A 19,320-nucleotide genomic window follows, 5' to 3' on the forward strand; every position below is an offset into this window, starting at 1 on the left:
TTTGTCCCAGTCTCGCAGCAAAGTGCCGGTGCGTCAGGTTCGACCAAGGTCGCACGGGCATAGAAGCTGTTGCTGTTGTGGATTGTGCACACTTGCCGGCCCTGTTAGCGTGTCGCGCCTGCGACTCTGTCCGAGGAGGGACCCTATGTTCAAGCCGCAACTGATTACCCTGCAACGTGGTGCATTGCGCATCGAGCCCATGGTCGATGGCGATATTCCCGCCCTGATCAGTCTGGCCGAAGCCAATCGCCAGGAACTGATTTATATGAGTGGCAGCCAGCGTTTGGACTGGTATCGCCAGGGCTTGCTCGAACAGCGCGAAGGACGGGCCTTGGCCTTTGTCATTCGCCTGGGCGACCAGTTGGTGGGCACCACCCGTTTCGGCGACCTTATAAATAGCTTGCCGGCCGCCGAAATCGGCTGGACCTGGCTGGACCGCAACCAGCACGGCACGGGCCTTAACAGCATGATCAAGTACCTGATGCTCAAGCATGCCTTCGAGAACTGGCGCATGGTCCGTGTGCAGCTGAAAACCGCGGCCAGCAACTTGCGCTCGCAACGCGCCATCGAAAAGCTCGGCGCGCAACGTGAAGGCGTGCTGCGCAATCATCGCCGCCTGGCCGATGGGCGTCTGGACGATAGCGTGCTGTACAGCATCACCGACCATGACTGGCCGGCGATCAAGCGGCAGCTGGAGGCGCGATTCAGCGCTTGAGTGAAGACCGATGCCAGGCTTGCGCCATTGCTAGCGTGTGGCCATCCAGATCAGCAACCCCGCCTGAAACATACAGAAGGCCACCAGGCAGGTGATGGTGAAGCGTAAGCCGCTGTCTTCGCGCTTGAGTACATCGATGCGCGCTTCCAGCTTGCGCACCTTCACTTCATTTTCGTGAAGGCTCTGATCGGCCTGCTGCAGCATGTTGGCGGCGTCCAGCAATTCGATGATCTGCACCTTTTCCGTATGCCAGTCGTCATGTAACGAGTCGACCCGTGGCGCGCCGCACTGCGCCTGGAGCTTTAGCGGGTCGAGGTATTCGACCACAAAGCCCTGGGCCTGCAGGCAGTGATCGCGGCGGGCGCGGGCCTCATCGCTGAAGGCGTCCTTGCTCGCCAGTGGGGTGTTTGCCACCTGGTAATGGGCGAAGTGCTGGTGTGCCCAGCTAATGCCCTGGGCCAGCATAAAACGCCCCAGACCACGGTTCTCCGGCTGCACCAGCAGGCCGGTATCGGGGCCGAAGCGGAGCAGGCGCTGCTGGTGATCGGCCCAGACTTCGAGGCTATTCTGCTCCTTGCGCACGCGCTGGCCCGGCAGCTGTAAGGTCAGGCGCAGCAGACTGTGCTGTTTGCCCAAACGCTCGACGCGACCCAACTGGATAAAGCGCAGCGGCCGGGTGCCGGTATGGCGGTCGGTGGGCAGGGCGGCCAGGCGGAGCAAGCTAAAGTGCTCGGGGGCCAGCTCAGCCCAGGGGTGGACTGGCTCGACGACTGCCTGCGGGGCGGCGTCGGTGTTGGTTTGTGGCGCGGGGCTGTCGGTCATACGCGGCGATCCTGTGCGCGACATCTTCAGGTGTCGCCTGATGCCCTTATCGGCCGCCGCTCGGCTAACTGGAGGCTGGCTGTTTGCCGCTGCGCTGGATGAACTGGGCGATCTGCTCGCCCAGCCCTTGTGCCAACGGTAGCCGAGGATTGTTATAGCTGGCCAGGTGCGCCGTTAAGTCCAGCGCGCTGATGCGCAGCATATGGTTCATGCCGGGAATGATCAGCAGCTCGGCATCCGGCTTGGCGGCCTGCAATGCCTGGGCATCGGCAACGCTGACCTGGATGTCGTGGCTGCCCTGCACGATCAGCGCCGGGATCTGCAGGCGGGCAAAGGCCTCGCCGGGCTTCTGCCGCAGCAGTGAGATCAGGTAGGGCTGCACGCTGGGGCGAAACAGTACCTGCAATTTTTTCGGCACCTGTGGGCTGAGCTGCCCAGCCACTAGGCGGTCGAGCAGATAGTTGCTTTGTGCCAAAAGAGGCGGCGGCAGGCGCGCGGCGAGTTGCTCGCGCAAGAGCTGATCAATCGGCCGCGAGCTGCCGGCAATGGCCACCAGGGCATCGGCCTGGGCCGGTTTGGCCGCCAGGCTGGCAATCAGCGCGCCTTCGCTGTGGCCAATCAGAATCAGCCGGTCAAACGCCGGGTTGGCTTTGAGCAGCTGGGCCCAACCCACGGCATCACTGACATAACTATCGACACTGAGATTTCGCTCATCCGGGGTGGCGGCGCGGCTGGCGGCCACCCCGCGCTTGTCGTAGCGCAGGCTGGCGATGCCCTGTTTGGCCAGGCTCTGGGCCAGGCGCTTGAGGCTGTCGTTATGCCCGCCTTCGGGGTTGTTGCCGTCACGGTCGGTGGGGCCGGAGCCGGCAATCAGCAGGGCGACGGCCACCGGCGTGGTGCCGCTGGGTTTGAGTAGCGTGCCGTGCAGGGTGCCCTGGTCTGTCTGCAGGCGCATCGCTTGCTGCACGCTGCTGTGCGCGGCGTTTGGCGGCGCGGCGCTCGCAGGGGTGTGTAGCAGGGCGCTGCAGAGGAAAAGCGGCAACAGAAGAGCTCGGGTCATGGATGGTAACTGCCAAGGGTGAGCCAGTTGGACGTTTATCCGCCCCGAAGGTTCGAGGATGATCTGGGCGGACGCCACGGGTATACTCGCCGCCTTTACTCACGTGGGGTTTTGCGCCGGCTGGCGTAGCCTCGGAGCTGATTTTCGCGGAGCGTTCTGCACATGTCCGGCAATACCTACGGCAAGCTGTTCACTGTCACCACCGCTGGCGAAAGCCATGGCCCGGCGTTGGTCGCCATTGTCGATGGCTGCCCGCCGGGTCTGGAGATTAGCCTGCAAGACCTGCAGCGTGATCTCGATCGGCGCAAACCAGGCACCAGCCGGCACACCACACAGCGCCAGGAAGACGATGAGGTGGAAATCCTCGCCGGGATCTTCGAGGGCAAAACCACCGGTTGCTCGATTGGCCTGCTGATCCGTAACACCGACCAGAAGTCCAAGGACTACTCGGCGATCAAGGATTCCTTCCGCCCGGCCCACGCCGATTACACCTATCACCACAAGTACGGTGTGCGTGACTACCGTGGCGGTGGCCGCAGTTCGGCGCGCGAGACCGCCATGCGCGTGGCCGCCGGCGCCATCGCCAAGAAGTACCTGGCCACCCAGGGCATTGTGATTCGCGGCTATATGAGCCAGCTGGGGCCGATTGAAATCCCGTTCAAGAGCTGGGAGTCGGTGGAGCAGAACGCCTTCTTCAGTCCCGACCCGGACAAGGTGCCGGAGCTGGAAGCCTATATGGACCAACTGCGCCGCGATCAGGATTCGGTTGGGGCGAAGATCACAGTTATCGCCGAAGGCGTGATGCCAGGCCTGGGCGAGCCAATTTTCGACCGCCTGGACGCCGAACTGGCCCATGCGCTGATGAGCATCAACGCGGTCAAGGGCGTGGAAATCGGCGCAGGGTTCGATTCTGTGGCGCAGCGCGGCACCGAGCACCGTGACGAGATGACCCCAGAGGGTTTTCTCTCCAACAACGCGGGCGGCATTCTCGGTGGGCTCTCCAGCGGTCAGCCGATTGTTGCCCATCTGGCGCTCAAACCGACGTCGAGCATCACTACGCCGGGGCGTTCGATTGATATTCACGGCAACCCGGTGGATATCATCACCAAGGGTCGTCATGACCCGTGTGTGGGTATCCGCGCCACGCCAATCGCCGAGGCGATGATGGCCATCGTGCTGATGGACCATCTGCTGCGCCATCGCGCGCAGAATGCCGATGTGCGGGTCAGCACGCCGGTGCTGCCACAGCTGTGATCAGCGGCGCGGCTCGGGTCTCACCGGCCCTCGCCACGGCCCCGGGTTTATGCACGCCATGAGCCCGGTATTGCCTTACTGGCGCCTGTCCGGCTTCTACTTCTGCTATTTCTCGCTGCTCGGCGCCACCGCGCCGTTTCTCGCACTGTATTTCGACCACCTGGGTTTTTCTGCCGCGCGGATTGGTGAGCTGATCGCCATTCCCATGCTGATGCGCTGTATCGCGCCGAATATCTGGGGCTGGCTGGGCGACTACAGTGGGCGGCGGCTGGCCATCGTGCGCTTTGGCGCGATCTGCACGCTGCTGTGCTTTGCTGGCATCTTTATCAGCCAGAGCTATGCCTGGCTGGCGCTGATCATGGCGCTGCATGCGTTCTTCTGGCATGCGGTGCTGCCGCAGTTCGAGGTGATCACCTTCGCCCATCTCAAGGCGCAGGCGGCGCGCTACAGCCAAATTCGCCTGTGGGGCAGCATCGGCTTTATCGTCGCGGTGGTGGGCCTGGGCAAACTGTTCGAGCGGCTCAGCCTGGACGCCTATCCCTGGGCGCTGATCCTGATCATGAGCGGCATCGTCCTGAGCAGCTGGTGGGTGCCCAATGCGCAGCCGCAGATGCGTCCGAATACCCTGGAACAAGGCGGTTTTCTCCAGCAGTTGCGGCGGCCGGGGATTCTTGCCTTCTACCTCAGCGCCGGGTTGATGCAGTTGAGCAACGGCCCGTACTACACCTTTCTCAGCCTGCACCTGGAAGCCCTGGGCTATTCGCGCGGGGTGATTGGCCAACTGTGGGCGCTGGGCGTGCTGGCCGAGATCGTGCTGTTTATGGTCATGGCCCGGTTGCTGGCGCGCTATTCCCTGCGTACCGTGCTGCTGGCGAGCTTTCTGATTACCGCCGTGCGCTGGTTGTTGCTGGGCAATCTGGCCGGGCATCTGCCGGTGCTGCTGTTTGCTCAACTAATGCATGCGGCGACCTTTGGCAGCTTCCATGCGGCGGCCATGCATTTCGTGCAGCGCAGCTTTGCCGACCGCCAGCAGGGCCAGGGCCAGGCCCTGTACGCCGCCTTAGCGGGTGTCGGCGGGGCGCTGGGCGCGCTGTATTCCGGCTACAGCTGGCACAGCCTGGGCGCTGCCTGGACCTTTGCCATCGCCAGCCTGATTGCCCTGGCGGCTGCAGTGATCACCGCGCGCTATATGGGTGATGAGCGGCCCTAGCTTTTATGTGCCGAATGCACACCTGAATTAAAACCGTACGAGAGCCCTGAGCATGAGCAGCCTGACCGTCTACCACCAGTCCTCGCCCGAGTACCCGAACAAGCTGCTGACCCACGTCGAAGATATCGCCAGCACCCTGGCCGCTGTCGGCGTGCAGTTCAGTCAGGTGCCGGTAGCGCAGCCAGTTACCGCCGGCACTGCCAGCGATAAGCTGCTGGCGGCCAGTCGTGTACAAATTGACCAGCTGATGACCACGCATGGCTTCGCCAGCGCCGAGGTGCTGAGCCTGTGTGATGAGTGCGGTGAGGGCAGTGAGCTGGCTAGTAGCCTGCGCGCGGAGCAACGCTGTCAGCCGGCTCACCTGCATTACTACCTGGCCGGGCGTGGCCTGCTGGCGCTGCATAGTGGCGAGTACGTCTACAGCCTGTTGTGTGAGAAGGGCGACCTGGTGCGGTTACCCGCCGGCACTGCGCATTGGTTCGACGGCGGTGAGCATCCGCGCTTTGCCGTATTACGTCTGTTCGATAGCCCGCAGGTGCCAGATTTTGTGCCGGTAGCAGGTGATTTTGCCGCCGCGTTTGCCGGGCTGGATGACTGCTGAACGAGCACGCTGCTGAACTCTACTCGCGAGCGGCTATCCTACGAGGGCGAAACCTTCGCATAGGAGCGTCACATTATGGGTTCAACATTTAACGGTTTACTGGGGCTGGTCATTCTGGCGCTGGATATCTGGGCGATTCTCAGCGTGATCAAAAGCAACGCCGAAACGGGCATCAAGGTGTTGTGGATTTTACTGATCGTCTTGCTGCCGGTGATCGGTCTGATCATCTGGGCGCTGATGGGGCCGCGCGGCACGGTCAAGTTTTAGATATGCAGCGGGTAGGCGCGTGGCTATTGGCGCTATGCCTGCTAAGCGGCGCGGTTCAGGCCAGCGATAAGCAGGCCTGGACCGCGCTGCGTGAAGGCCGCGCCGTGCTGCTGTTGCGCCATGCCACAGCGCCCGGCACGGGTGATCCGGCGAATTTTCAGCTGAGTGATTGCCGCACTCAGCGCAACCTCAATCAGCTGGGTCGTGAGCAGGCGCAGCGCTGGGGACAGTTGTTGCGTAGCCAGTGGATCGAGCCGCGTCTGCTCAGCAGCCGCTGGTGCCGCGCGCAGGACACCGCCCGTGAAATGGGCCTGGGCGCAATCGAAACGCTGCCAGCCCTGGACTCCTTCTTTCAAACCCCCAACAGCGCCCGCGAGCAGACCGCCGCGCTGATCGAGCAGATCAATCGGCAAACCGCTGGCGTTGCGCTGATGCTGGTTTCCCATCAGGTCAATATCACCGCGCTGACCGGTATCTACCCGGCGTCGGGTGAGGGGCTGATTCTGGCGTTGCCGCTAGAGGCTCCAGCGCGCGTGTTAGCGCGAGTTCAGCCCTAGGCTAAATACTTAGCAGCCGCTGTTCCGGTAGCTGCGCGCCCTCCAGCTTGAGCAGCAGCGCCTTGCGCGGCAGACCGCCGGCATAACCGGTAAGGCTGCCGTCGCGGCCGATCACTCGGTGGCAGGGAATGATGATGGCAATCGGGTTGGCACCATTAGCGGCGCCGACCGCGCGTACCGCCTTGGGCCGCGCGATTTCGGCGGCGAGCTCGCTGTAGCAGCGGGTGCGACCATACGCAATGGCCTGCAACGCTTGCCACACCGCCTGTTGAAACGCTGTGCCTTGTGGCGCCAGGCGCACTTCGAAGCGCTGCCGCCGTCCGGCAAAATATTCATCCAACTGCCGGCACACCTCATCCAGTTCATTTGTGGCGCTGCACCAGTGTTCGCCGATATGCCAGGGCTTACCGTCGATATCCATCAGCAGTTGCTGCAGGCCGGTTTCGTCCGCAGCCAATAGCAGGCGACCTATCGGACTGTCGTGGTAGCGGTAGAACATCGGTTTAGCCCTCCGAGTAGTTGTGCCACAGGTGCGCGGCGGCATAGGCGCGCCAGGGGCGCCAGGCTTCGGCGCGGGCCTTGAGCTGTTTGGCGTCGATGCCAACCGCGCCCCACACTGGCGCCTTGAGCAGCCCCAGGTCGCTGGCGGGAAAGGCATCGACCTCGCCAAAGGCACGCAGGGCAATATATTCCGCCGTCCACGGGCCGATGCCGGGTAGGGCGCAGAGTTGCTCGACAAAGGCGGTGTAGCCGTCCTGCAAATCCAGGCGCAGCTCGCCGCTGGCTACCTGCGCGGCGAAGTGCTGCAAGGTCTGCACGCGCTTGCCGGGCATGCCGATGCCCTGCAGATTGGCGTCGGCAATGGCAGCGGGCGTGGGGAACAACCGTTGAATAGCGGGCGCATCGGCAAATTGCAGCGGCTCGCCCAGGCGGCTAACCAGCCGCCCGCTGATGGTCACCGCCGCCTTGACCGTAACTTGCTGGCCAACGATGGCGCGCACCGCCTGCTCAAACGGCTCGAAAGCAGTTGGCAGGCGCAAACCGGGATTACGCGCCACCAGCGGCCCGAGCTGGGCATCGCTGGCAAAGTGCGCGCTGATCTGCTGCGGCTGGCAGTCCAGATCAAACATCTTGCGTACCCGCGCAATCAGCGCCGTTAGGCAGGGCTGCAGCGATTGGCTGTAGTGCAGCTGCAGCGCGTGCTGATTATCCAGCGCCTGCACGCGGAACCAGCCACGCTGGCCATCCAGCAGCACGCTGCGGGCATAGCTGTACGGTTGCAGGTTTTCCACCCCCGCCAGGGCGCGCAGGGCAAAGTGCGCATGGAACTGTTGCCACTGCCAGGGCGGCTGATAGCTCAGGAGCAGGGTGTGGGGTGATTGGCTCATGGCCAAACAATAACCGCAGCCCGCCCGACTGTCAGTGCAGAACTGACTTTCAAACTGGAGCAGGCAGGGCCGACGCGCAGCAGGTCGTGGTAGGTGCTAAGCACTGGCGACCCGCTGATGCAATTGATGCGACAGCTGCTCCAGCTGCTGACCCAGTTGCACCAGCGACTCCTGGGCTTGCAGTAACTCGGCGCTGGCGGCGCGTTGGCGTTGGCTGGCGTCACGCTGCGCGGCGCTGTTGTCGCGCACATGCAGCAGTTGCTGGTGGGCGTGGGTAAGCGCCTGGCTGTGCTGCAGGATCGAGCTGGAGAGGTTGTCGGTCAGCCCGGCGTTACTGCTTAGGGCGCTGCCAACCTCACTGACCTGGGCCGCGCCGGTATCGATGATCTGCTGCGACTGGCCGAGCACGCTCTGCACGGTATCGGCGGTTTCGTTGCTGCGCCGCGAGAGGTTGCGCACCTCATCGGCAACCACCGCAAAGCCGCGCCCCTGATCACCGGCACGGGCGGCTTCGATGGCGGCGTTAAGCGCCAGCAGGTTGGTTTGCTGGGCGATGGCGCTGATCATCTGCATGGATTCGGCGATGCGCTGGTTGCTCTGCTGAATCGCCTGCATGCTGGCCTGGGCGTCTTCCATGCGGTGTGCGCAGGCATTCACCTGATTGCTGCTGTGCTGGGTGTCCTGACTGAGCTGCTGCATCTGGCCGGTGCTGGCAGCCAGGCTGCCCAGTACTTCATGCAGGGCCAGGTCGAGGTGCTGCATGGCGTCGGCCTGCTGCTGCACGTCGGTGTCGATACTCTGACAGCGCTGGCGAATGCCGCCGAGGGTCTGCTGCAGCTGGCCGGCCATCTGCAGCAGGTCGCTGGCGCTGCTGCGCACTTCATCGACGATGCCGCCGAGCTGTTCCTGGTTACGTGCGGCGCGCTGGCCAAATTCGCGGGACTCATTCAGCGCCAGCTCGGCATCGGCCAGCGCTTGATTGCGCAGTTGCGCGCTGTACCACTGCGCCAGCCATACGGCCAGCACTGGCAGGATAAACCCGGAGTAGGTGTTCACTGCGGCATCACGCGGGCTCAGTTCGAATACCGGCAGGCTGACGCCGCTGCGCTCCAGGCGGATCAGCCAGAACACGAACAGCACCTGCACCAGGCTCCAGACCATGGCGCTGCGAGTGCCCGCCAGCAGGTAGGCGAAGACGATGACCACCACTGGCCAGTAGATATGCGCCGAGTGCAGGCCGCCCAATTGATAGATCAACAGCATCGAGTAGCTGGCCATGCAGGCCAGCGCCATATTGGTGGCGGCACTAAGCGGCAGCACTGCGCTGCGTAACACCAACAGGGTTAACGGCATGCCCAGTAGCAAGAGCAGTGAGCCATACATCAGCGCCTCATTGCCCAGGCGCGCCCATTTGATACAGCTGTACAGGCCGATAACCACGCTGCACAAGGCGGTGAAAGCCAGGGTGCGAGCCAGCAGCATGCTGGTCTGGTCGATCAAGTCATGTGGCAGGAACTGCCCAAGGAAACCCTGTCGCATGAGAACTCCAGTCAGTAGGTGATATGCAGCAGTATCGGCGCAAATGGCTGCTGGCTTGAGGGGTAAAGCGCCAATTGGGCGGATCAACGGTTAAAAACAAGATGACTCGTCAGTCATATGGTTCAGCCCCGGGCTTGCCGGTACTGGCCAGGCGTGAGGCCTTTCCAGCGCTTGAAGGCATGCAGAAAGTTCGACACCTCGCTGTAGCCCAGGCGTTCGGCAATCTCCTCCTGGCTCAGGCTGGCGATGGCCAGCAGCTCTTCGGCCAGGGCCTGGCGCACTTCTTCCTGCAACTGACGAAAGCTGCTGCCCTGGTCTTCCAGGCGGCGGCGCAAGGTACGGCTGCTGATGTTCAGCTCGCTGGCAATCAGCTCCATATCCGGTAGCCGGCCGGGTGTGCTCAGCAAACGATCACGAATCTGTCCGGCCAGGCCGCTGCGCACTTGCCGTTTGGCCAGCAGAGCCTGGCATTGCAGCTCGCAGAGTTGCGCGTTGTGCGGATTGGCGCGGGGCAGCGGCAGGTCGAGCAGCTGGCGGGCAAAGCTGATGCGATTGTGCGCGCTGGCAAACTCCGGCAGCAGGCCGAACTGCTCGATAAAACGTGCCGGATCAGTGGGCGCCGGCAGGCTCAGTTGCACCCGGCTCAGCGGCACCCTGGCACCGGTCAGCTCGCGCTGAATCACCATCACCGCCACGGCGTCGCGCAGCAACAGGAAATCGCGTACCTGCTCCGGCAAATGGCTGCCATCCAGTTCCAGGTGCGCCTGGCTGGCGTCTTCACGCAAGGTGATGCGGTTGAAGGCGAAGGTCAGGTCCAGGTAACGCAGGCCAAGGTCGGCGGCCTGGCGAAAGGTCTGGCTGCTGAGCAGGGCGTAACCCCAGATGCCGTAGGTGGTCAGCTGATAGCGCAGGCCGGCCTGTAGGCCCAGGTCGTGCTGCGCGGGCAGGGCCTCGATCAGGTTACGGACCAACTGCAGTTCCTGCGCGCCGTCGATTTCGCTGTGCAACTCGGCCAGCTGCAGGGGGCTGAGGCCGGTGTTGAGCAGGCAGCGCTCGACACTCAGGCCATGGTCGAGGCCCAGTTGGGTCAGCAGTTGCATGCTGGTGATAGTGCGCCGTGGCAGGCTGTAGGGGGTGGCTGACATGCAGTTATCCGCTGGTTTGTCCGAAAGTCACAATCCGTTGGCCGACTATGCCATAACCCGCCACGCGGCAGGCAAGTAGCATCCTGGCATCCGCACTGATTGCGGTTGGGGATATAACAATGCACAACACTTCCCAGAACCAGGCTCCCTTGCGCGTGCTGATTATCGGCAGTGGCTTTGGCGGCCTGGGCATGGCCATTCAGTTACAGAAGGCCGGGATCGAGGATTTTCTGCTGCTGGAAAAAGCCGCAGAAATCGGCGGCACCTGGCGTGATAACAGCTACCCGGGTGCGGCCTGCGATGTGCCGTCGCACCTGTATTCGTTTTCCTTCGAGCCGAAAAGCGACTGGAGCCGCAAGTTCGCGCCCCAGGCGGAAATCCACGGCTATATGCTGCATTGCGTGGCCAAGTACCAGCTGCGCTCGCGCATTCGCTGCAATGCCGAGGTGGCGTCTGCCGCTTTCGATGCTGCGACTGCGCTGTGGCGGGTAACCCTGAGCAATGGCGAGGAACTCTGCACCGAAGTGCTGATCAGCGCCTGCGGCCAGCTCAACCAGCCAGCCTATCCGGCGTTACCGGGGATCGAGCAGTTCGCCGGGGAGGCCTTTCATTCGGCGCGCTGGCGGCATGACCTGGACCTGAGCGGCAAGCGCGTGGCGGTGATCGGCACCGGCGCCTCGGCGATTCAGTTTGTCCCGCAGATCCAGCCCAAGGTGGCGCAGCTGCAGCTGTTTCAGCGCTCGCCGGCCTATGTGCTGGGCAAGCCGGACCGCGCCTATCGGCCCTGGGAACTGGCCGTGATGCGCCGGCTGCCCTGGCTGCAGCGCCTCGACCGTGGCCTCAAGTACCTGCAACACGAGGTGCGCGGTCTGGCGTTTATCAGCATGCCGTGGCTGATGAAGCTGTTCCGTTTCAGTTTCGTGCGTCACCTCAAGCAGCACATCAGTGATCCGCAGCTGCGCAGCCAGCTGCAGCCGGATTACCCCATGGGCTGCAAGCGCATCCTGATCAGCAATGACTACTTCCCGGCCCTGGCACAGCCCAATGTGAGGGTGGTCAGCGAGGCGATCAGTGGCGTTACCGAAAGCGCGATCATCACCGCCGATGGTCGCGAGCACCCCTGCGATGTGCTGATCTACGGCACCGGCTTTGCCGCCACGGATTTTCTCGCGCCGATGCAGATTCGCGGCCTCGGTGGGCTGGAGCTGAACCAGGCCTGGCGCGACGGCGCCGAGGCGTACAAGGGCATCAGCGTCAGCGGTTTTCCCAACCTGTTTATCCTTTACGGGCCCAATACCAACCTGGGGCACAACTCGATCATCTATATGCTCGAAAGCCAGTTCCGCTATGTGCTCGGCTGCATCGCTTTGCTGCGCCAGCAAGGCGCCCGTTATGTCGACGTAAAAGCCGCAGTGCAGCAGCGCTACAACCAGCAGGTGCAGGCCAGCTCACATCGAACGATATGGGAGCAGGGCTGCTCAAGCTGGTACAAAACCGCCTCCGGCAAAAGCACCAATAACTGGCCGGGCTATACCTTCACCTACCGCCAGCTGACCCGCGCACCGGAGCTTGATGACTATGAATGCAGCCGTTGAATTCACCGCCCCAGCGGCCGATCAGGCATTTTTGCGCAGCGTGCTGCGTACCGGCCTGCGCCTGTTGTTCCGTGGCCTGGTGCGCCCACCGATGCCGATTGCCGGGCAGCGTGCGGTGCTGCGCCTGCTGACTGCCGCCAGCCCGGCGCCGCGCGGCATCAGCCGTAGCGCCGGCACCTTGGGCGGGCGGCCGTGCGAGTGGCATCGCCCGCAGAGTCCACGCGGTACGGTGTTGCTCTACCTGCATGGCGGCGCCTACCTGATTGGCGGGGCGAATACCCACCGGGCGATCTGCTCCAACCTGGCCAAGCGCGGACAGATGGAGGTCTGCGCCCTGGATTACCGCCTGGCTCCCGAGCACCAATACCCGGCCGCCCGCGAGGATGCCCTGGCGGCGTTTCAGGAACTGCTCACGCTGGGTTATACGGCCGAGCAGATCGTGATTGGCGGCGATTCGGCCGGCGGCAACTTGGCTCTGATCACCAGTCTGCGCTTGCGCGATCTGGGGTTGCCGCAACCGGCGGCGCTGGTGTGTTTTTCCCCGGTTACCGATTTTTCCTTCACGCAGATACATGAGCCGCCGGCGGGCGACCCACTGCTTCATCCAAAATGGGCGGCGCAGGCGTTGGCGCTGTATTGCCCGGCCGGGCTGGCGCCTGACGATCCCGGCATGTCGCCGCAGTTTGCCGATCTACACGGCCTGGCCCCGCTACTGATTCAGGTGGGCGAAGATGAAATCCTGCGTAACGACAGCCTGCGCTTTGCTGACAAGGCCAAGGCTGCGGGCGTGGATGTGCGCCTGCAGCGCTATCCGGATTTGTGGCACGTATTCCAGGCCCATGCCGGGATGCTCAAGGCCGCCGATTTTGCCCTGGCCGAAGTGGTGAGCTTTCTGCGTGAGCGAGGCTGCTGAGTGAACAATATTCTGATTACTGGGGCCGCCTCGGGGATTGGCGCGGCCACCGCCAGGTTGTTTCATCAGCACGGTTGGCAGGTCGGCCTGCTGGATATCAACCACCAGGCGCTGGCTAAGCTGGCCGGCGAACTGGGTAACGCCTGGCATGCCGCACTGGATGTGACTGACCCGGCGGCGGTCAAGGTCGCCCTGGCGGACTTCTGCGCCCTGCATGGCGGCCAGTTGCGCCTGCTGTTCAACAGCGCCGGGATTCTGCAGTGCGGGCATTTCGAGGACATCGAACTGAGCGAGCATGCGCGCATCCTGCAGATCAACGTGCAGGGCCTGCTGAATATGACTCACGCGGCCTTTCCCTACCTGCAAGCCACGGCCGATGCCCAGGTGATCAATATGGGCTCGGCTTCCGGGCTGTATGGCGTGCCGCACCTGGCCAGCTACTCGGCCTCCAAGTTCGCCGTGCGCGGGCTGACCGAGGCGCTGGATCTGGAGTGGGCCAAGCACGGCATTCGCGTCGGCGACCTGATGCCGCCCTTTGTCAGCACGCCGATGCTCAATAACCAGCGTTTCCAGGCGCCGGTGCTGCGCCGTCTGGGGGTTAACCTTGAGGCTGAAGCCGTGGCTCAAGCCGCTTGGGCGCAGACGCAGAGCCGGGCGGTACACCGGCCGATCAGCCTACAGTTCAAGCTGCTGTACTGGTCTGGCCAACTGACACCCGCCTGGCTGACCCGGCGCATCATGGCCTGGCTGGGTCGCGAATAGGCCTGAAACAAGTTTCGCTGGGCAAATGCGCGTTGATGGGGCTAGTCTGCACCTAACGCTTCTGACTTGTTCACTCTGAACAAGCCTGCGTTGACCAGCCCTGGTTTCAGGTCTGGCTTATGACATATCAGGCAGCACATCGCTTGATTCTCGGGCGGCACTGCAATCGGTGCCGTAACACCGCTGATGCTCTGGCGGTCGCAATGGGAAAGCGTTTACCAGGTCGTTGCACTGCAGTATCGACTCACAGTTGGTTCTTTAGCGTCCTGTAAATATGTCCATCGCCTGAGGAGGTCACTTTATGAGCACAGCCTTGCACGATGATGTCAGTAACGGGGTTTTACGGCGGATGAAGGAGGGTGGCTTCGATTTTGCCAGCTTCCATCCCATCGAGTTTTACGCCCTATTCCCGGATGAGGAGCGGGCCCGCATGGCCACCCGCAAATTTCGCGGTGAGTCTTTTCACGCCCTGGTGACCGAGCGTGATGACGGTGTCTGGCACCTGCAAGTCAGTAAAGTAATGTTCGCGACCTACCACGGCATCGACGACTTCGAGCATGACTTGGAGTCGGTCGTGGCGCCGCTCGGCGGCAAGCTGGATGGGTGGGGCGTTACCCAGGAGGTAAGGCAGCCCTGAAGTCTGCACACTGGCCAGCCATAAGCTGGCCAGTGTCATTTCTACCTTGCCAACTCTCTGCTCACCCAATCACCCCTCGACCCCAGTCTGCGCTTTGCTTCAGACTTGGCGCATGACCGACATCCTGATTTTTACCCATATCGATTACTGCCCGCCGGCCCACCTGGGCAAGGTCCTGGAGCAGGCTGGCCATGCCTTTAGCGTGCTGCGCGCCGACCTCGGCGAGCTGGACGGCATCGACCTCGACCGGCCCAAGGCCGTGGCCATCATGGGTGGGCCGATGAGCGTCAACGACCCGCTGCCCTGGCTGCAGACCGAAGTGGCCGCGCTGCAGCATTTGATTCGCCGCGATATTCCGTTGATCGGCCATTGCCTGGGCGGCCAGCTGCTGGCCAAGGCTCTGGGCGCGCAAATCAGCCGCATGCCCTATACCGAAAGCGGCTGGCAGCCGCTGAGCCGTATTGACCAAGATAACCCCAGCCCCTGGCTGGCTCATTTGCCACCGACCTTTCCGATGTTTCAGTGGCACGGCGACAGCTTTGCCATTCCGCTCGGTGCGCAGCCTTTACTTAGCAGCCCCTGGTGCAGCAACCAGGCCTTTGCCTGGGGCGACAAAGTGCTGGCGCTGCAAGGCCACCCGGAAATGGACCAAGCCCTGGTGCGCCAGTGGCTCGGCGACTGGCACCACCTGCTCGATGAAAGCCAACCCAGCCAGCAGAGCAGGGCGCAGATGCTCGACCAGCTGCCAGCCAAGGTCGCCGAGTTGAACCGCGTGGCCGAAGGCTTCTACCGGCACTGGCTGCACCTGGCAGGCTTGTAAGCGCCAGTTTTGTAGCCCGGATGCAATTCGCGAAGTGCTGCGGTTTGCATGACCAGTCGCGCATTGCACCCGGGCTATGGGGTGTGCGCTTTGAAATGGCGCGTCTTGCGACCTGGCGGTCACGATTGCGCCCCGGCTTGGTGCTTTACTTGCTTATGCGATGCTCAAGTTGCTGATTTAAAACATTTTTATTCTATGGCGCGGGCTTTGCAGAGCTGACTCCATGTCCGGGTGACAAGGAGTACGGCATGGCCCGCACCTTTTATGACGAGATGTATGACGCGAGTGGCGCTGTCCGTCCGCACTATCAAGCCTTTGCCCGCTGGCTGGCGGATACCCCGGATGAGCTGCTGGCCCAGCGTCGCCGTGAGGCGGATCTGCTGTTCCACCGCGCCGGCATCACCTTCACCCTGTACGGCGATGACCAGGGCACCGAGCGGCTGATTCCGTTCGATATCATCCCGCGCAGCATCCCCGCCAGCGAATGGCGCATGGTCGAACGCGGCTGCATCCAGCGCGTGCAGGCGCTGAACATGTTCCTCGCCGACCTCTACCACGACCAGCGCATCATCAAGGCCGGCATCATCCCCGCCGAGCAGGTGCTGGCCAACGAGGGCTACCAGATCGCCATGCAGGGCCTCAACCTGCACCGCGACCTCTACGCCCATATCGCCGGGGTCGACCTGGTGCGCGATGGCGACGGCAGCTACTACGTGCTGGAAGACAACCTGCGCACCCCCAGCGGCGTCAGCTATATGCTCGAAGACCGCAAGATGATGATGCGCCTGTTCCCCGAGCTGTTCGCCGCCCAGCGCGTGGCACCGATCGATCACTACCCCAATTTGCTGCTCGATACACTGAAGTCTTCCAGCCCGTTGGATAACCCCAACGTCGTGGTGCTGACGCCAGGGCGCTTTAATAGTGCCTATTTCGAGCACGCCTTCCTCTCCCGCGAAATGGGCGTGGAGCTGGTCGAAGGCGCGGATCTATTTGTGCGCGACGACAAGCTGTTTATGCGCACCACCGCCGGGGCCAAGCAGGTGGACGTGGTCTACCGCCGCCTCGACGATGCCTTCCTCGATCCGCTGGCCTTTAACCCCGACTCCATGCTCGGCGTGCCCGGCCTGCTGGCCTGCTACCGCAGCGGCAATCTGGTGCTGGCCAACGCCATCGGCACCGGGGTGGCGGACGACAAATCGATCTACCCCTATGTCGACGAGATGATCCGCTTCTACCTCAGCGAAGAGCCGATCCTGAAAAACGTGCCGACCTACCAGTGCCGCAAGCCGGCCGAGCTGTCCCACGTGCTGGCCAACCTGGAACAGCTGGTGGTCAAGGAAACCCAGGGCTCTGGCGGCTACGGCATGCTGGTCGGCCCGGCAGCCAGCAAGGCCGAGATCGAAGACTTCCGCGCCCGTCTGATTGCCCGCCCCGAGGCCTATATCGCGCAACCGACCCTGTGCCTGTCGACCTGCCCGACCTTTGTCGAGCGCGGCATCGCGCCACGCCATATCGACCTGCGGCCGTTCGTTCTGTCCGGCAAGGAAACCCGCATCGTCCCCGGCGGCCTGACCCGCGTCGCGCTGCGCGAAGGCTCGCTGGTGGTCAACTCGTCCCAGGGCGGCGGTACCAAGGACACCTGGGTGGTGGAGGATTAATCATGCTCAGTCGTACTGCTTCCGATCTGTACTGGATGTCGCGCTACCTGGAGCGCGCCGAGAACCTCGCGCGCATGCTTGAAGTCAGCTACTCGCTGTCGCTGATGCCGCAGGACGGCCGCGGCGATGGCCTGGAAGAACTGGCCCTGCCGCTGCTGATTACCGGCACCCTGGATGATTATCTGGAGCGCCACGGCCCGTTGCATGCCGAGCGCATGTTGGATTTCTTCGCCCTCGACGCGAGCAACCCGGCGAGCATCTACTGCTGCCTGCAGGCCGCGCGCAGCAATGCCCACGCGGTGCGCGGGCGGATCACCGCGGACATGTGGGAAAACATCAACGCCACCTGGCTGGAGATTCGTGGCATCGCCGAGCAGGGCCTGAGCCGCTACGGCATCAGCCGCTTCTGCGAATGGGTCAAGGAGCGTTCGCACCTGTTCCGCGGCGCCACCTTCGGCACCATCATGCGCGGCGACCCCTACCGCTTTATCCGCCTGGGCACCTTTATCGAGCGCGCCGACAACACCCTGCGCCTGCTCGATGCACGCTACGAGATGCTCGGCGAGGACATCGACGAAGTCGACGGCCGCCCGGCGCGCAGCTACTACCAGTGGACCGCGCTGCTGCGCGCACTGTCCTCGTTCGAGGCCTTCGCCGAGATCTACCGCGGCTCGCCCGGTACGCGCAAAGTCAGCGAATTGCTGCTGCTACGCGCCGACGTGCCGCGCTCGCTGCGCGCCTGTATGGACGAGCTGAGCCTGATGCTCGCCAGCCTGCCCGGTGACAACGGCCGCCCGGCCCAGCGCCTGGCCGCCGAACTGCAAGCGCGGCTGCGCTACACCCGCATCGAGGAAGTGCTCGACGCGGGCCTGCACGCCTGGCTTACCGATTTCATCCTGCTGGTGCGCCAGCTGGGCCAAGCCATCCACACGTCCTATCTGGAGGTCGCATGAGACTGTCCATCAGCCACGACACCACCTACCGCTACGAAGATCAGGTGCGCAATAGCATCCAGTACCTGCGCATGACCCCGCACGACAGCGAACGCCAGCAGGTGCTCAGCTGGCAGTTGAGCCTGCCGCGGCCGGTGCGCGCGCAACTCGACCCCTACGGCAATATCCTGCATGTGCTGACCCTGGATGAGCCGCACGAATCCATCGTGATTGGTGCCCGTGGCCAGGTGGAAATCGACGAATCCCGCGAGGCCGAGCATGAAAGCCAGTCGGCGCTGCCGTTCCTGCGCTTTACCCGCCTGACCGAGGCCGACGAGGCCCTGCGCGAGTTCGCCAGGCTGCAAAGCCACAATCGCCAGGATCGCAGCGGCCTGATCGACCTGATGCACGCCCTCAACGCCCATATCAGCTACCAGCCGGGTAGCACGGTGGTGGAAACCAGTGCCGCGCAAGCCTTCGCCGGCGGCAAGGGCGTGTGCCAGGACCACGCCCACGCCTTTCTCGCCTGCGCACGCAGCCTGGGCGTACCGGCGCGTTATGTGTCGGGCTATCTGTTTACCGACAGCGAGGATCACCTAGCCAGTCACGCCTGGGCCGAAGCCTGGCTGGATGACGCCTGGTACAGCTTCGATGTGACCAATTGCCTGGCCAAGCCGGAGCGGCACTTGAAGCTGGCCGTGGGCCTGGACTATCTGGACGCCTGCCCGGTGCGCGGCATGCGCCGCGGTGGCGGCAGCGAGCAGATGCATGCGCAGGTGGATGTAGTGCCCTTGCTGCAGGTGCAGCAACAGTAGCCCGCACAGTCGACCTGGGGTGAGCGTGCAGTGGGCGTTTACAGGTGGCAGCGGCCGTTGCGTGCAGACGCTACTGCGCTAGCACGCTGATGTTTTTCACCGCGTGCAGCCAGTCCGGGTAGAGCCGTGGCTGCTCGGTGTCCATGCCCAGTGCTGCCATGCGTTCCTTGTGCTGATTGATCTCCGCTAGCGCTTCACTAAGGGCGCTGGAGTTGCCATCAAGCTGGTGCATCTGGCTCAGGCCCAGGTGGTAGAAGCGCAGCACTTGCATGGCGACCGGGTCGCGGGCGGCAACACCGGCTTTGACGTGGTGCATCAGGTTGGTCACGCGCATCAGGCTGCGTTTCAGGCGCCAGCCGTACACGGCGGCGGCCATAAAGGGCTGTGGCCACAGCAGCAGGCGCACCAGGGTTACGGTTAGCGCTAAAGCGGTGATAACCCCGCCGAGGTTCCAGCGAAAGTTGTCGCCGCCTGGGGTGCCGAACAGCAGCACGGCGCTGCTCGACAGCAGCATGGCCAGGGCGACGAAAATTGCTGCGATGGTCAGGCTGCTGCGGCGGGTTTGTTGGCGGTAGGTTTCGGGGTTCAGCTGCTGGATTTCAAATATCGGGGTCACGGAATGTCTCACAG

At 63.3% G+C, this 19,320-nt stretch carries 21 protein-coding genes; 14 read left to right on the forward strand and 7 right to left on the reverse strand.

Going from position 1 to position 19,320, the window contains the following annotated elements; all coding sequences use genetic code 11:
* Positions 1-145: 145 nt before the first annotated feature.
* Positions 146-715, forward strand: a complete 570-nt coding sequence (locus WA145_RS07340) for a GNAT family N-acetyltransferase (protein WP_422580939.1) — start codon at positions 146-148, stop codon at positions 713-715.
* Positions 716-745: 30 nt separating this feature from the next.
* Here WA145_RS07340 and WA145_RS07345 read toward each other — a convergent pair whose 3' ends face one another.
* Positions 746-1,537 carry a hypothetical protein gene (locus tag WA145_RS07345; protein WP_422580940.1) on the reverse strand — a complete coding sequence of 264 codons (792 nt, stop codon included), beginning with the start codon at positions 1,535-1,537 and terminating at the stop codon, positions 746-748.
* 64 nt (positions 1,538-1,601) lie between these two features.
* Positions 1,602-2,597 (reverse strand): alpha/beta hydrolase, encoded by a 996-nt coding sequence (locus WA145_RS07350; protein WP_422580941.1) that lies wholly within the window; start codon positions 2,595-2,597, stop codon positions 1,602-1,604.
* Positions 2,598-2,759: 162 nt separating this feature from the next.
* Between WA145_RS07350 and aroC the strand changes: the two genes are divergently transcribed.
* The 5 genes from aroC to WA145_RS07375 all read left to right on the forward strand — a co-directional run bounded on the left by aroC (position 2,760) and on the right by WA145_RS07375 (position 6,486).
* Positions 2,760-3,851 carry a chorismate synthase gene (aroC, locus tag WA145_RS07355; RefSeq protein ID WP_422580942.1) on the forward strand — a complete coding sequence of 364 codons (1,092 nt, stop codon included), beginning with the start codon at positions 2,760-2,762 and terminating at the stop codon, positions 3,849-3,851.
* A 58-nt stretch (positions 3,852-3,909) separates the two neighbouring features.
* Positions 3,910-5,061 carry an MFS transporter gene (locus WA145_RS07360; protein ID WP_422580961.1) on the forward strand — a complete coding sequence of 384 codons (1,152 nt, stop codon included), beginning with the start codon at positions 3,910-3,912 and terminating at the stop codon, positions 5,059-5,061.
* A gap of 52 nt (positions 5,062-5,113) precedes the next feature.
* On the forward strand, positions 5,114-5,662 hold the full coding sequence (locus tag WA145_RS07365) for an acireductone dioxygenase (RefSeq protein ID WP_422580943.1): 549 nt from the start codon (positions 5,114-5,116) through the stop codon (positions 5,660-5,662).
* 75 nt (positions 5,663-5,737) lie between these two features.
* Positions 5,738-5,929 (forward strand): PLDc N-terminal domain-containing protein, encoded by a 192-nt coding sequence (locus tag WA145_RS07370; protein ID WP_275961538.1) that lies wholly within the window; start codon positions 5,738-5,740, stop codon positions 5,927-5,929.
* Between the two features lie 2 nt (positions 5,930-5,931).
* Positions 5,932-6,486, forward strand: a complete 555-nt coding sequence (locus WA145_RS07375; RefSeq protein WP_422580944.1) for a histidine phosphatase family protein — start codon at positions 5,932-5,934, stop codon at positions 6,484-6,486.
* Between the two features lies 1 nt (position 6,487).
* Here the strand turns inward: WA145_RS07375 and WA145_RS07380 are convergent, their stop codons facing one another.
* From WA145_RS07380 to WA145_RS07395, 4 genes are all read right to left on the reverse strand, one after another.
* Positions 6,488-6,985 carry a methylated-DNA--[protein]-cysteine S-methyltransferase gene (locus WA145_RS07380; protein WP_422580945.1) on the reverse strand — a complete coding sequence of 166 codons (498 nt, stop codon included), beginning with the start codon at positions 6,983-6,985 and terminating at the stop codon, positions 6,488-6,490.
* 4 nt (positions 6,986-6,989) lie between these two features.
* The gene (locus tag WA145_RS07385) at positions 6,990-7,874 is read right to left on the reverse strand and encodes a DNA-3-methyladenine glycosylase family protein (protein WP_422580946.1); all 885 of its coding nucleotides are present in this window, start codon (positions 7,872-7,874) and stop codon (positions 6,990-6,992) included.
* 96 nt (positions 7,875-7,970) lie between these two features.
* Positions 7,971-9,413, reverse strand: a complete 1,443-nt coding sequence (locus WA145_RS07390) for a methyl-accepting chemotaxis protein (RefSeq protein ID WP_422580947.1) — start codon at positions 9,411-9,413, stop codon at positions 7,971-7,973.
* 122 nt (positions 9,414-9,535) lie between these two features.
* The gene (locus WA145_RS07395) at positions 9,536-10,558 is read right to left on the reverse strand and encodes an AraC family transcriptional regulator (protein ID WP_422580948.1); all 1,023 of its coding nucleotides are present in this window, start codon (positions 10,556-10,558) and stop codon (positions 9,536-9,538) included.
* 119 nt (positions 10,559-10,677) lie between these two features.
* Here WA145_RS07395 and WA145_RS07400 point away from each other — a divergent pair, with 119 nt between their 5' ends.
* The 8 genes from WA145_RS07400 (at position 10,678) to WA145_RS07435 (ending at position 18,690) form a co-directional block, all read left to right on the forward strand.
* Positions 10,678-12,153, forward strand: coding sequence for a flavin-containing monooxygenase (locus tag WA145_RS07400; protein ID WP_422580949.1), 1,476 nt, complete (start codon positions 10,678-10,680; stop codon positions 12,151-12,153).
* Positions 12,137-13,066: an alpha/beta hydrolase gene (locus tag WA145_RS07405; protein WP_422580950.1), complete on the forward strand. Its 930-nt coding sequence runs from the start codon at positions 12,137-12,139 to the stop codon at positions 13,064-13,066. The genes WA145_RS07400 and WA145_RS07405 overlap by 17 nt, the downstream gene beginning before the upstream one ends.
* Positions 13,067-13,828 carry an SDR family oxidoreductase gene (locus WA145_RS07410; RefSeq protein ID WP_422580951.1) on the forward strand — a complete coding sequence of 254 codons (762 nt, stop codon included), beginning with the start codon at positions 13,067-13,069 and terminating at the stop codon, positions 13,826-13,828.
* A 301-nt stretch (positions 13,829-14,129) separates the two neighbouring features.
* Complete coding sequence (locus tag WA145_RS07415) at positions 14,130-14,465, forward strand: ribonuclease E inhibitor RraB (RefSeq protein ID WP_422580952.1); 336 nt, start codon at positions 14,130-14,132, stop codon at positions 14,463-14,465.
* 112 nt (positions 14,466-14,577) lie between these two features.
* Positions 14,578-15,285, forward strand: coding sequence for a type 1 glutamine amidotransferase (locus tag WA145_RS07420; RefSeq protein ID WP_422580953.1), 708 nt, complete (start codon positions 14,578-14,580; stop codon positions 15,283-15,285).
* 248 nt (positions 15,286-15,533) lie between these two features.
* Positions 15,534-16,943: a circularly permuted type 2 ATP-grasp protein gene (locus WA145_RS07425; RefSeq protein WP_422580954.1), complete on the forward strand. Its 1,410-nt coding sequence runs from the start codon at positions 15,534-15,536 to the stop codon at positions 16,941-16,943.
* Positions 16,944-16,945: 2 nt separating this feature from the next.
* The gene (locus WA145_RS07430; RefSeq protein ID WP_422580955.1) at positions 16,946-17,896 is read left to right on the forward strand and encodes an alpha-E domain-containing protein; all 951 of its coding nucleotides are present in this window, start codon (positions 16,946-16,948) and stop codon (positions 17,894-17,896) included.
* Positions 17,893-18,690 carry a transglutaminase family protein gene (locus WA145_RS07435; RefSeq protein ID WP_422580956.1) on the forward strand — a complete coding sequence of 266 codons (798 nt, stop codon included), beginning with the start codon at positions 17,893-17,895 and terminating at the stop codon, positions 18,688-18,690. The genes WA145_RS07430 and WA145_RS07435 overlap by 4 nt, the downstream gene beginning before the upstream one ends.
* 70 nt (positions 18,691-18,760) lie before the next feature.
* On the opposite strand, the gene WA145_RS07440 is transcribed toward WA145_RS07435, so the two are convergent.
* A complete protein-coding gene (locus WA145_RS07440; RefSeq protein WP_422580962.1) occupies positions 18,761-19,297 on the reverse strand; it encodes a DUF3087 domain-containing protein in 537 nt (178 codons plus the stop codon).
* Between the last annotated feature and the right edge of the window lie 23 nt (positions 19,298-19,320).

It is taken from the genome of Pseudomonas sp. (genome assembly GCF_049301935.1).
GTDB lineage: Bacteria > Pseudomonadota > Gammaproteobacteria > Pseudomonadales > Pseudomonadaceae > Aquipseudomonas.